Source organism: Candidimonas sp. SYP-B2681, from assembly GCF_003971065.1.
Taxonomy (GTDB): Bacteria; Pseudomonadota; Gammaproteobacteria; order Burkholderiales; family Burkholderiaceae_B; genus Pollutimonas.
On the sequence record NZ_RYDV01000007.1, the window covers coordinates 97,378 to 109,651 of the forward strand.

13 protein-coding genes are annotated in these 12,274 nt (G+C 54.7%); 9 read left to right on the forward strand and 4 right to left on the reverse strand.

The genetic code is table 11. The annotated features are described in order from the left end of the window. Positions 1-14 precede the first annotated feature (14 nt). Entirely contained in the window at positions 15-1,253 is a 1,239-nt protein-coding gene (gene mltB / locus EKL30_RS15010) for a lytic murein transglycosylase B (RefSeq protein WP_126708061.1), read from the reverse strand. A 10-nt stretch (positions 1,254-1,263) separates the two neighbouring features. Between mltB and EKL30_RS15015 the strand changes: the two genes are divergently transcribed. The 8 genes from EKL30_RS15015 (at position 1,264) to EKL30_RS15045 (ending at position 8,466) form a co-directional block, all read left to right on the forward strand. Continuing rightward, on the forward strand, positions 1,264-2,187 hold the full coding sequence (locus EKL30_RS15015; protein ID WP_126708062.1) for a histone deacetylase family protein: 924 nt from the start codon (positions 1,264-1,266) through the stop codon (positions 2,185-2,187). 123 nt (positions 2,188-2,310) lie between these two features. After that, a complete protein-coding gene (locus tag EKL30_RS15020; protein WP_126708063.1) occupies positions 2,311-3,060 on the forward strand; it encodes an electron transfer flavoprotein subunit beta/FixA family protein in 750 nt (249 codons plus the stop codon). Further along, a complete protein-coding gene (locus EKL30_RS15025) occupies positions 3,061-3,990 on the forward strand; it encodes an electron transfer flavoprotein subunit alpha/FixB family protein (protein WP_126708064.1) in 930 nt (309 codons plus the stop codon). Between the two features lie 135 nt (positions 3,991-4,125). Further along, positions 4,126-5,949: an acyl-CoA dehydrogenase gene (locus tag EKL30_RS15030; protein WP_126708065.1), complete on the forward strand. Its 1,824-nt coding sequence runs from the start codon at positions 4,126-4,128 to the stop codon at positions 5,947-5,949. 93 nt (positions 5,950-6,042) lie between these two features. Continuing rightward, positions 6,043-6,684, forward strand: a complete 642-nt coding sequence (locus EKL30_RS15035) for a peroxiredoxin (protein WP_126708066.1) — start codon at positions 6,043-6,045, stop codon at positions 6,682-6,684. 273 nt (positions 6,685-6,957) lie between these two features. Next, a complete protein-coding gene (locus EKL30_RS18860; protein ID WP_158618429.1) occupies positions 6,958-7,134 on the forward strand; it encodes a hypothetical protein in 177 nt (58 codons plus the stop codon). 141 nt (positions 7,135-7,275) lie between these two features. Next, a complete protein-coding gene (gene rplS / locus EKL30_RS15040; protein ID WP_126708067.1) occupies positions 7,276-7,662 on the forward strand; it encodes a 50S ribosomal protein L19 in 387 nt (128 codons plus the stop codon). Positions 7,663-7,725: 63 nt separating this feature from the next. Next, on the forward strand, positions 7,726-8,466 hold the full coding sequence (locus EKL30_RS15045) for a CoA pyrophosphatase (protein ID WP_126708068.1): 741 nt from the start codon (positions 7,726-7,728) through the stop codon (positions 8,464-8,466). Between the two features lie 46 nt (positions 8,467-8,512). Here EKL30_RS15045 and rsgA read toward each other — a convergent pair whose 3' ends face one another. Then, the gene (gene rsgA / locus EKL30_RS15050) at positions 8,513-9,418 is read right to left on the reverse strand and encodes a ribosome small subunit-dependent GTPase A (RefSeq protein WP_126708069.1); all 906 of its coding nucleotides are present in this window, start codon (positions 9,416-9,418) and stop codon (positions 8,513-8,515) included. Further along, on the reverse strand, positions 9,411-10,655 hold the full coding sequence (locus tag EKL30_RS15055) for a M48 family metallopeptidase (RefSeq protein WP_126708070.1): 1,245 nt from the start codon (positions 10,653-10,655) through the stop codon (positions 9,411-9,413). Before EKL30_RS15055 ends, rsgA begins: the two co-directional genes overlap by 8 nt. Before the next feature lie 45 nt (positions 10,656-10,700). On the opposite strand from EKL30_RS15055, the gene orn reads away from it, so the two are divergent. Next, positions 10,701-11,246, forward strand: coding sequence for an oligoribonuclease (gene orn / locus EKL30_RS15060; protein WP_126708071.1), 546 nt, complete (start codon positions 10,701-10,703; stop codon positions 11,244-11,246). A gap of 46 nt (positions 11,247-11,292) precedes the next feature. Here the strand turns inward: orn and paaX are convergent, their stop codons facing one another. Beyond that, on the reverse strand, positions 11,293-12,249 hold the full coding sequence (paaX, locus tag EKL30_RS15065) for a phenylacetic acid degradation operon negative regulatory protein PaaX (protein WP_126708072.1): 957 nt from the start codon (positions 12,247-12,249) through the stop codon (positions 11,293-11,295). Between the last annotated feature and the right edge of the window lie 25 nt (positions 12,250-12,274).

The window sequence follows — 12,274 nt, forward strand, 5'->3', positions numbered from 1 at the left end:
GCGGGCGATATAAGCTAGTTTGGCCCGCCATATCCCATTTGGTCCGCCAGAGCTTGTGCCAGATCTGCCACCGAGGTGGCATAAAAGTAACTTCGGTTGTAATGCGTTATCGCAAAGAAGTTCGGCGTTCCGGTGCGGTATTCCGCCAGGTTACGTGGTTCGTCGAGCAGATCGACCACTCCAAGCTTGTATTGCTTCCACGCTGCACCGGTATTATCGGCCATCAGAGCCGCTGTTTGCGGTTTCCGGCCAAGTTGATTTCCGGCTACGGGCCGGACTTTTGCACCTTGGCTTTGCAACGTAGTCCAATCGTAGGTCGGGTACAGGCCGCCCACCACCAATGCCTGCGGATTGGCAGGAAGGACAAGGGGCGCGAACACAGGCAGGCCAGGTTCCCAACCGTGCAACCTTAAAAAGCTGGCTACGGAAACGATGGCATCTTCAACGCTGTCAAGAAGGTCGATGCGCCCGTCGTTATCTCCGTCGGCGGCATAACGCATCAGGCTGCCCGGCATGAACTGTGGCAGCCCTATGGCGCCCGCGAAAGATCCCTGTACCTGATGGGCATCAAGTTTTTTTTCGTAATCCAGCTGAATTAAGTCTGCTAATTGGTCACGGAATAACTGGCTGCGTTCAGGCCGGCTGCTATCGGGATAGCGAAACCCCAAGGTCGCCAAGGCATCAAGCACGCGGAAGTTGCCCGTATTGCGGCCGTACAGCGTCTCGACTCCAATGATCGCAACGATTATGGATGGAGGGACACCATAGTCCCGCGCGGTTTTGTCGAGGATTCGCTGGTGTTCATTCCAGAATTCGACGCCGGCCCTGATACGCACTGGCTCAACGAATCGATTGCGATAGGTCACCCAGCTGCGAGGAATGGGCGTCTTGCCGGGAGTCATCAGCTTGGCAGCGGTTGCATTGAACTGCGCATCCTTCAGTAGCCCCTCTACATGGTCGAAGGGAATGTTCCGGCGCCCGGCGACCTCAAGCGCGTAGGCCTGGATAGCAGGCGTCAGCTCGCCATTCGCTTGCAGGAATCCGCTACTGCTGACAATAGACGTTCCGGCCTTGATGGACGTTTCCGCAAGTGCTTCGCGTGTGGGGGCCGAAGTGGTTATTTGGCTATTCGCCTCGGCTCCCGCTTTCGCCCCCAACTGTTCGGCTGATAAGGCGCTGGTTTGGGTGGTGCCACAACCCGCCATCAATAGAAAAACAGAAGTAGCTTGCAAAATACGAGCGGCTTTGAACATAATCTTCCTTATGGAGACTCTATATATTACTCATCCCGCATGCCGTCTGCATGAAATGGGAAACTGGCATCCAGAAAGTTCACAGAGGCTTGATGCCATCAATGATCAGTTGCTCGCCAGCGGCCTGATGCCTTGCCTTGTGCATGAGCAGGCGGTTCCCGCTACCGAAATCGATATCCTCAGGGTACATACGCCAGAATACCTGGCTTATTTGCGCAGTAAGCTGCCGAAGACGGGCTATTTTGCCATTGATCCCGATACGCTAATGAATCCGTATACGCTTGAAGCAGCGTGGGCCGCGGCCGGCGCAGGGATTACTGCGGTGGATGCGGTAATGAAAAAAAAGGCGCGGACTGCTTTTTGTTCAGTGCGGCCCCCGGGCCACCATGCGCGGCCAGCGGCTGCGATGGGATTTTGTTTTTTCAACAATATTGCGGTGGCGGCGGCTTATGCGCTCGAAAAATATGCCTTGAATAAAATTGCGATTATCGATTTTGATGTTCATCACGGTAATGGCACTGAAGAAATTTTTTCGAACGATGCCCGCATATTAATGTGCAGTTTTTTTCAACACCCCTTGTTTCCGAATGTTTGCCAGGACGCGCCTGCTGAAAACATGGTAAATATACCTGTTGACGCCTACACCAAGGGCGACACAATTCGGCAGATACTAAGTGATATCTGGATGCCCAGGCTCGAGGCATTCGCGCCCGAGCTTATATTGATATCGGCCGGTTTTGACGCTCACCGCGAGGACGACATGGCTCAGCTGGGTATGGTCGAATCGGACTACGCCTGGATCACTGAGCGAATTATGGATCTGGCAGAGCGAACGGCTCAGGGCAGGGTGGTCAGCTTCCTTGAGGGTGGGTACAACTTGTCAGCTTTAGGGCGTAGCGTAGTTGCCCACGTGAAGGCGCTGGCAGCGTTGTAGAATAAGAAGGTTTAGTTAAATTTCTTGCCTGGTGGCCCGGGCGATAGGCGCCAATGTGTGCGAGATCGTCCGCTTTGCGACGCCAGGTCGCTGCAGTTTTTTTTAACCATTGGAGAATGCTCGATGAAGGTATTAGTACCCGTCAAGCGTGTCGTAGATTACAACGTCAAAGTGCGTGTGAAATCCGATCAGAGCGGTGTGGACATCGCCAACGTCAAAATGTCCATGAACCCCTTCGACGAAATAGCTATTGAAGAAGCCACCCGTCTAAAAGAAAAGGGTGTGGCCACGGAAGTTATCGCCGTTTCTTGCGGTGTGGCCCAGTCGCAGGAAACCTTGCGTACGGCCATGGCAATCGGTGCCGATCGTGCTGCCTTGGTGCAGACCGATGTCGAGCTTCAGCCTTTGGCCGTTGCCAAGCTGCTGAAAGCGCTGGTCGACAAAGAACAACCTCAACTGGTCATTCTGGGCAAGCAAGCCATCGACGACGATGCCAATCAAACGGGCCAGATGCTGGCCGCCTTGCTGGATTGGCCACAAGCCACGTTTGCCAGCAAGGTCGAGGTCTCGGGCGACTCCGTAACGGTCACCCGTGAAGTCGACGGCGGGCTCGAAACGTTGTCACTCAAGTTGCCGGCCATTATCACCACCGACTTGCGTCTGAACGAGCCGCGGTATGTCACGCTGCCCAATATCATGAAGGCCAAGAAAAAGCCGCTGGAAGTCGTCACGCCAGAAGAGCTGGGCGTAGACGTGGCGCCGCGCTTGAAGACCTTGAAGGTTTCCGAGCCGCCGGCACGCTCGGCTGGCATTATCGTGCCCGACGTGGCCACGCTGGTCGAAAAATTAAAGAACGAAGCAAAGGTGGTTTAAATGACGATTCTCGTAATTGCAGAACACGACAACGCGCACCTGAAGGGCGCTAGCCTGAACGCGATTGCCGCGGCCTCCAAGTTGGGCAGCGATATTCATGTGCTGGTGGCAGGCAATGGCGCACAGGCCGTGGCCGATCAGGCGGCGCAGGCCGCTGGCGTGACCAAGGTTCTGCTGGCCGACGGGCCTGCTCTGGCAGAAGGCCTGGCCGAAAACGTGGCAGCCCAAGTATTGGCGCTTGCCCCCGCGTACAGCCACATCTTGTTTGCCGCCACAGCAGCAGGCAAGAACGTGGCGCCGCGCGTCGCCGCCAAGCTTGATGTGGCGCAGATCTCCGATATCCTGTCGGTGGAATCGCCCGATACCTTTACGCGCCCCATTTATGCCGGCAACGCCATTGCTACCGTGCAATCGTCCGATGCAACCAAGGTCATCACGGTGCGTACGACCGCATTCGATGGCGTGGCGGCCAATGGCGGTACTGCTACGGTGGAAGCCGTCCAGGTGGTGGCCGATTCAGGCAAATCGTCCTTTGTGGGCCGCGAAGTGGCCAAAAGTGATCGTCCTGAGCTCGCCGGTGCGGCCATTGTCGTGTCCGGGGGTCGCGGTCTGGGCAGCGCCGACAATTTCAAGATTCTCGGTCCCCTGGCTGATAAGCTTGGCGCGGCGCTAGGTGCTTCGCGCGCGGCGGTCGATGCCGGTTATGCCCCCAACGATTGGCAGGTGGGTCAAACGGGTAAGATCGTGGCGCCGCAGCTGTACGTCGCAGTGGGTATTTCAGGTGCGATTCAGCACCTGGCGGGCATGAAAGACTCGAAAGTCATCGTGGCCATCAACAAGGATGCCGAGGCGCCGATTTTTGGCGTCGCCGACTATGGCCTTGTTGCCGATCTGTTCACAGCCGTTCCCGAGCTGGTCCAGGCTTTGTAGTAAAGCGAAGCATCATTAAAAACCTGTAGACTTGACGTTTACAGGTTTTTTTTATATGGCAGCCAAGAAATAGAACTCAAACCGGCTGTTCCTGTACACATGCGTTCATGTCTTGCTTAGACACCAGGAGGGTATATGAGCTACCGCGCACCAACCGAAGATATTCGTTTCGTCCTTAACGAGCTTGCCGACCTGGATGGCGTCTTGGCGCTGCCCGGGTTTGAAGAAGTCTCCGGCGACCTGGTCGATGCAGTGCTCGACGAAAATGCGCGATTCGTCGAGCAGGAAATTGCCCCATTGAACCGTACAGGTGATATAACGCCGGCAAAATGGGCGGACGGCGTCGTTACGACCTCTCCCGGGTTCAAAAAGGCGTTCAATGAATTTGCGCAGGGTGGCTGGCAGGGATTGCTGCATGAACAGGAATGGGGCGGCCAGGGATTACCTAAGCTCGTCGGTGCGCCTGTCAGTGAAAACATGAACGCCGCCAACTTGGCATTTTCGTTGTGCCCTTTACTGACTGACGGGGTTATCGAAGCGTTAACGGCCGTGGGCACCAAAGAGCAGCAGGCACTGTACATTCCGCCCATGCTGCAGGGGCGCTGGACGGGCACCATGAATCTCACCGAGCCACAAGCAGGTTCGGATCTCGCCCTGGTTGCCACCAAAGCGGTGAAGCAGGACGACGGAACTTACCGACTTTCTGGGCAAAAGATTTTTATCACCTATGGTGAGCACGATCTGGCGGAAAATATCGTGCACCTCGTCTTGGCACGTACGCCAGACGCACCCAAAGGCGTCAAAGGTATTTCACTGTTTATCGTCCCCAAATTCCTGGTTAATAGTGATGCTGGCCTGGGAGCGCGCAACGATGTCTGGTGTGCATCCTTGGAGCATAAATTAGGCATTCATGGCAGCCCGACTGCCGTGTTGCTATATGGATCGGGCAAAGGCGACGTGGGGTCAGGTGCAATTGGATATCTCGTCGGAGAAGAAAACCGGGGGCTCGAGTATATGTTCATCATGATGAACGCCGCGCGCTACGCGGTAGGTGTCCAGGGTATCGCGATATCCGAGCGTGCCTTGCAACATGCCACCGCCTACGCCAATGACCGTTTACAGGGCCAGGCGCTTGAGGGCTCCAAGGGTCCCGTGGCGATCGCAAATCACCCCGATGTACAACGTATGCTGCTTACCATGAGATCGCTTACCGAGGGTGCGCGAGCGGTCGCTTATGTGGCCGCCGCCGCGTGCGATAAGTCACGCCGTGATCCCGATTCTGGGGTACGTGCCCGTAACAAGGCCATTTACGAATATCTGGTGCCCATCGTCAAGGGATTTGCCACGGAATCCTCAGTTGAAATTGCTTCTCTAGGTGTGCAGATTCATGGCGGAATGGGCTACATCGAAGAAACCGGGGCCGCTCAGTATTATCGCGATGCCCGTATATTGCCTATTTATGAGGGCACGACGGCAATTCAGGCTAACGATTTCATAGGCCGTAAGATTTTGCGTGACGGCGGCGCAGTGGCCAGGGCTTTGTCCGCAGAGATACGGTCAACGGTTGCCGAGCTCGAAGAGGCCGCGGCCGGCGAGGGGCCTGACACTGACGGCTTGGCACTTATTGCCCGCCGCCTGTTGGCCGCGGTCGGCGCGTACGACAATGCATGCAGCTTTATTCTGAAAAATGCGCAGGAGGGCTTGCGCGCGGTTTTTCTGGGCAGTGTGCCTTTCATGATGCTGGCGGGTGTCGTCAATGCTGGATGGCAATTGGCTCGCGCTGCCTTGATCTGCAGCCATCGCTCAAAGGCAGGAACCGGCTCGAGCTTCTACACTCGCAAGTTCGCAACCAGTGTTTTTTTCGCGGCGCATATCCTACCGCGGGCAGAATCCCTGTCCCATGCCGTGCTTGAAGGCAGTGTGACGATCCGATACATGAACGCTGCAACGGAGTCATAAGCATATAGCTAACGGTTATTTCCTTTGGTATTTTAATGCTGCCAAAATATAAAGCGTACCCTTTACTTTTGTTCTATGACCAAGAGAGACACCATGACGACTTTACGTTTGGGCGATACCGCCCCTGATTTCGAACAAAATTCCTCCATCGGCAAAATCCGCTTCTATGACTACCTTGGCGACAGCTGGGGTGTGCTGTTTTCGCATCCTGCCGACTTTACTCCTGTCTGCACGACTGAACTTGGTTACACAGCTATCGTGTCAGGCGAGTTCGCCAAGCGCAATGTCAAAGTGCTTGCCGTTTCGGTTGACGATGCTGAATCACACAAGAAGTGGATCGAAGATATCAACGAGACACAGAACACTCGTGTTAATTTCCCGATTTTGGCCGACGACGACCGTAAGGTATCGACGCTGTATGACATGATTCACCCCAATGCTAGTACGACTGCTACGGTTCGCTCGGTATTTATTATCGATCCGGCTAAAAAGGTCCGTCTGACATTGACCTATCCTGCCAGCACCGGCCGAAATTTTAACGAGATCCTGCGCGTCATCGACTCGTTGCAGCTAACCGACAGCCATAGTGTGGCCACTCCGGTGAACTGGGAGGATGGCGACGACGTAATTATTGTTCCGTCGCTGAAAGATGAAGCCGTCCTCAAGGAAAAATTCCCGAAGGGCTATAAGGCAGTGCGCCCCTACCTGCGTATTACCCCACAGCCCAACAAATAAGTAGCTGCTGGATCAAAAAACCCATCTTCGGATGGGTTTTTTATTTTCCGATGGAACAGTGGAGCCGCCAGCGATGCGGCCTTTCAGTCGCCGAGGTGTGGCTTTTACAGGACATATGCCGAAAATAGCGCTTGCGCAAAGTACTGTTGTTTTATACAGTTGAGCCTTAATAAATTGCTGTGTATTTAAACAGTATTCATTCGGCGCCCATGCCAGCATTTCGCATATACGTTTGGCACGCCGCGTCCACACTGCAGACAACGGAGACTTATCATGCCAGCTTATCAAGCCAAAAAAACGCAGTCCAAAAGGCCATCTTCATCGCCAGCCCGTCCTGGCCGCCTGCCCAAGCTATCGCGCGGCGCCATGGTGACCGATGTCTGTCTCGTAGCGGTGTGGGGCGCGACCATACCTGGTTTAATGTGGTTGGGCGCAGCAGGAGGCTTTTAAAAGTCCTTATTTGCTTGTACAATACTTGGCTTTGCTAACTCATCCTCTGTCGGGGCGCGCATTAACTATAAATGCGCACAAAAATGCATTGTCATGCATCGAACATCCGGCCCGTATCATGATGAAATCAGGAGCTTTACCGTGAATTTAATCGAAACTATCGAACAAGAAGAAATTGCGCGCCTTACAGGTGGCGTAGCGAAGCCTTCGTTTGGCCCAGGCGACACCGTTATCGTCAACGTCAACGTGGTTGAAGGCGCTCGCAAACGGGTTCAGGCCTACGAAGGCGTCGTTATTGGCCGCCGCAACCGTGGTTTGAACTCTTCTTTCATCGTTCGCAAGATCTCTTCGGGCGAAGCCGTAGAACGTACGTTCCAGCTATATTCCCCGCAAATCGCCAGTATCGAAGTTAAACGCCGTGGCGATGTACGCCGTGCTAAACTTTATTACTTGCGTAGCCGTTCGGGTAAAGCTGCTCGCATTAAAGAAAAGCTGGTTCGCAACCCAAAGAAAGCAGCCGCTAAATAAGCAGCATGTTTTCGGTTTAAACCAGCAAAGGCACCCAAGTGGTGCCTTTGCTTTATGAGTTTTATGTCGCAAAGCATTCGTCCTCCTCGACACAGGCAAGCCGTAGTACCGGGTTTCGATCCCCTGGAACAGCCTGTTGTCCCGACCGAAGCACTGCCACCTCTCTTAACGTCTTCCACAGAACTTGGCTTTATCTGTTCGGCATTTTCTCGTCCGGTCGAATGGCAGGTAGAACCCGTATTTCGCGATTCTTTTCAGGCCGAGTATCGCCATCAAGATGGCGTGACCCAGGCTGCAGTCTTGTTTCCTCTGGTAGAGCGTCCGGCAGGCTTGCACGTACTTTTTACGCGTCGCGCCTCCCATTTGTACAACCATGCCGGACAAATCAGCTTTCCGGGCGGACGCATCGAGGTCTTTGACCACGACGCCATAGCTGCTGCTTTACGGGAAACCAACGAAGAAATTGGTGTTCCGCCGGAATTCATTCGATTGATTGGTACGCAGCCTGCTTACCTTACCTCTACGAGATTCACCATGACGCCGATCATAGGGGTAATTCGTCCCGGTTTTACAATAAACGCCGATCCCACCGAAGTGGCCGAGGTTTTTGAAGTGCCTTTGGCGGTATTGATGGATACCAGCCGACACCGCTTACATCGGGCGCAATTGCCCTCCGGCGGCCATCGCCTTTATTTTTCGATAACGTGGAAATCCTACTTTATCTGGGGCGCTACCGCTGCATTGATCAGAAATTTCTATCATTACCTTGCCGCGGCGCAGGAAAGCGCCGACTCAAGCCAATAAGCGGCTGGCTACGCTGGCCCGCGTAGCGAATTCAAGCGCCGGATTGCTAGTAGTGTCCCTGCGCTTCGTTTTCGGCGAGGATGCGTTTGTATAGCTCATGACGCTCGCTGGTGATGGTGCCGAGCTTGATCGCGGCCAGTACACCACAGCCGGGTTCATGCCTATGGGTGCAGTTGTAGAATCGGCAGTGCGGAATCGCGTCCGCGAATTCGGGAAACCCCTGTTCTATTTCTGTAGCGCTCAGGTGATACAGGCCGAAAGCCTGGAATCCCGGAGAGTCAATGATATCGCCCGCATTGCCGGGCAGGTGATACAAGCGTGTGCTGGTGGTTGTGTGCTTGCCGGCGCCCAGAGCTTGCGAGTGTTCCTGGGTGTGCGCGCGGGCATCAGGCACCAATGCGTTCAATATCGTGGATTTGCCCATCCCACTTTGCCCCAGAAGCAGAGTGCAGCGGCCACTTAACTGAGGCAGTAAGGCGGCGCTCATTTGCTCGCGGGCATGGGCGCTAAGCTCAATAATATGAACGCCAAGTGTCTTCAGGGTCGATAGCCGCTCACGCGCGCGCCCTATGCTGTTTTCGAGATCGATTTTGTTCAAGACAATAATCGGTTCTATGCCGGCGCTCCAAGCGGCTACAAGGGCCCGTCCGATAAGGTCGTCTGACGAGACAGGTTCGGGGGCCACCACAATAAGTAGCTGATCTACATTAGCCGCGAACTGCTTGGTGCGCATATCGTCTGAGCGATACAGCAGGTTGCGGCGTTCGAGAATTCGGTCAATCGAGCCTTCGTCGGCACCCTGCGGGCTGATTACCACATGGTCGCCCACCGCGGCCCCGGCTTTTTTGCCACGCGGAAAGCATTTTCGCAAGCTGCCGTCGGAAAATTCTACTGTGTAGTGCCGCCCATGGACGGCAATAATACGCCCCTGGAGCGCGGTGGCGTCAGCCATGTTTTAACTTCTGTATGCGTAGCACGGCGGGAGGGTGGCTGTCGTAAAACGCCGAGTGTACCGGATCTGGCGTCAAGGTGGCGGCGTTATCGTCATAAAGCTTGATGAGAGCCGACGTCAGGGCGTGTGGGGAGCACTGGTGGGCAGCATAATGGTCCGCCTGGAATTCGTCCCGCCGTGAAAGCCAGCTGGCAAGTGGCGTAAACCAAAAGGTAAACACCGGAACAGCCAGAAAAAACAGTATTAGCGCCAAGGCATCGTTAGGACGCCCTAATTGGGGCACTACACCAAGTTGCACGTAGAACCAGACTTGGGACGACAACCAGCCCAATAGCAGTACAAATACCAGGGCCAGGCTGAAGCTGATCGCCATGCGTTTGAGGATATGGTGGTGTTTGAAGTGTCCGAGCTCATGCGCAAGCACAGCCTCGACTTCGTCGACGTTCAGGCGAGCCAGCAATGTGTCGAAGAAAACAATCCGGCGGGCTTTGCCGAACCCGGTGAAGTAGGCATTGCCGTGGGCTGACCTGCGCGAACCATCCATCACGAAAAGGCCTTTCAGCGAAAATCCGCAGCGTTTCGCGAGCGCGCGTATGCGCTCTGCAATTTCGGGGTTGTTCAGCGGCGTGAACTTATTGAAAAGCGGTGCAATAACAGTAGGAAGAAGCCACAGTATGAGTAAATTGAAGCCGACCCAGATACCCCACGCCCACCATACCCAGTTGGCTCCTGCGTTCGCCATAATCCATAGGACACTTGCCACCAGGGGTGTGCCCAGCGCCAAGGTCAGGAGCAAAGTTTTCAATGCGTCTTGCACAAATAATTTGGGCGTCATGCGATTGAACCCAAAGCGCGCTTCAACCTTGAATTTTTTCCATACGGAAAAGGGCAGTCCGACGACGCCCAGCAGGGCCAGTACCGAACCAATCAGGGCCAGCTGGCGCAGCATTTCGTTTTCAATCAGATTTCCCAGCTGTATATCGAGGAATTGAAGTCCGCCTAGCAGCGTGAACGCAACAAGCACGGCCGCTTCGGTCACCCGCTCGATCATTGATACCTGCATTCGGGCTACGGTGTAGTCCGCCGCGCGTTGATGGCTATGCAGTCCGATGCGATCCGCAAACTCCGACGGAACGGCTGCACGGTGTCGTTGTACGTGACGAATCTGGCGAGATGCCAGCCATAGCCGCATAAGGACTTCGGAAAGCAGGAAGACGATAAACGTGAAGGTAAACATATGTGGCGCCAGTGTGCGAAAATCGGTGTTTTAAGGATGGATTATATGGCGGTAAATGAACAGCGTTTAGTATGGCTAGATATGGAAATGACAGGTCTGGACCCTGAAAAAGAACGCATTATCGAGGTCGCTGTCGTGGTCACAGAGGCGGATCTTACCTTTGTCGCGGAAGGTCCAGTATTGGTTATACACCAGAGCAATGAACTGCTTGACGCCATGGACAAATGGAACCAGTCGACACATGGCAAAAGCGGTCTGATCGACAAGGTCAAGTCGTCGACGCTTACTGAAGAGCAAGCCGAAGAACAGCTGCTGGCTTTCCTGGCAGAGTATGTTCCGGCAGGGAAGTCACCTATGTGCGGCAATACCATCGGCCAGGACCGCAGGTTTATGGTCAAGTATATGCCCCGACTCGAGGCTTTCTTTCACTATCGCAATCTTGATGTCAGCACCTTGAAAGAACTTTCCTTGCGCTGGAAACCCGAGGTGTATAAGAGCTTTGTCAAGAAAAGCCGTCACGAAGCGCTGGCTGATATTTACGAGTCCATTGAAGAACTCAAGCATTACCGCGAACATTTTATCAAGTTATAGCGGCTGAACATGGCGGCTTAGTCGTCGCCAGTTCCCCCTGGCGCCGTCAGGCCGCCGCTTTCTTTCCCAGCGGGCCGTTGCGGCCGCCGAATCGTTCATATATGTAGGGTTTCGCCGCCTGATACCGCGCCGGATCCTGGCTCAGCAATTGATCCAGGTGTTCCTCCGCCAAATCGAACACTGCCCAGTACAACCTTCCGCATAGTTCGCGCGCCGCGTGTCCCGGCCAATCCGCTGGCAGCATCTGCACGGGCAACTGGGGGTCATGCAAGATGATACGACGCCATTCATGTATGGTCAGGGCACGTACCGCAAATGCCTGCGATGGCCGTATGCCCTGATTGCTGGCCTCCAGCATGGGGCCGAAGGTTTCCGAAAATTTCCGGTATTGGGCCGCGACTCCTTCGAGATCCCAGCATTGCGAAATAAGCGAACTGATAAGTAGTCCGTTGCCGTCATTCAGTTCATGCGCGCACAATACCAGTGCATGACTTGATAGCTTGAGTTTATTCAATACCTTTTGCGCGACGGTCTTCTGGTTACGGGGCAAAGCGAAAATTCCCGGGGCGATCGCGCCAAATCCTGCCCAGATCAATTCTCGGCGCACTGCGCCGCGTTGGCTAAGGCTGCTATTGCCAAAGCGGGGCAGAATCACCAGCGTCCAGTCCCCGTCCCATTGCGTTGGCAAGCCATCATAAATCCGGAAAGACGCCTGGCGGGTTAGCTCATCCCCCTGTTCGCTCAGGCGGTATAAGCTGCGCCGCCCGTGGCGCTCGGATTGCAACCAGTTCTGTGCCACCAGACGGAAAACGCTGGTCCGCAATAAGCGCTCGTTGATTCCGAGCGGGGTGACCAGTTCGATCAGGTCGCTTAGCCAAATGCTGCCGCCATGTGGGCCGATCGCGTCACCTAACAACGTCACGCAGAGCGACTTCGCCCGCGGAGGATTGTGCTCGAGCAGCGAATGAATCAAACGCTGCAACATGCTTTGTGAGTCTTGCATAAAAGAGAATCCCTGGACTGACCTG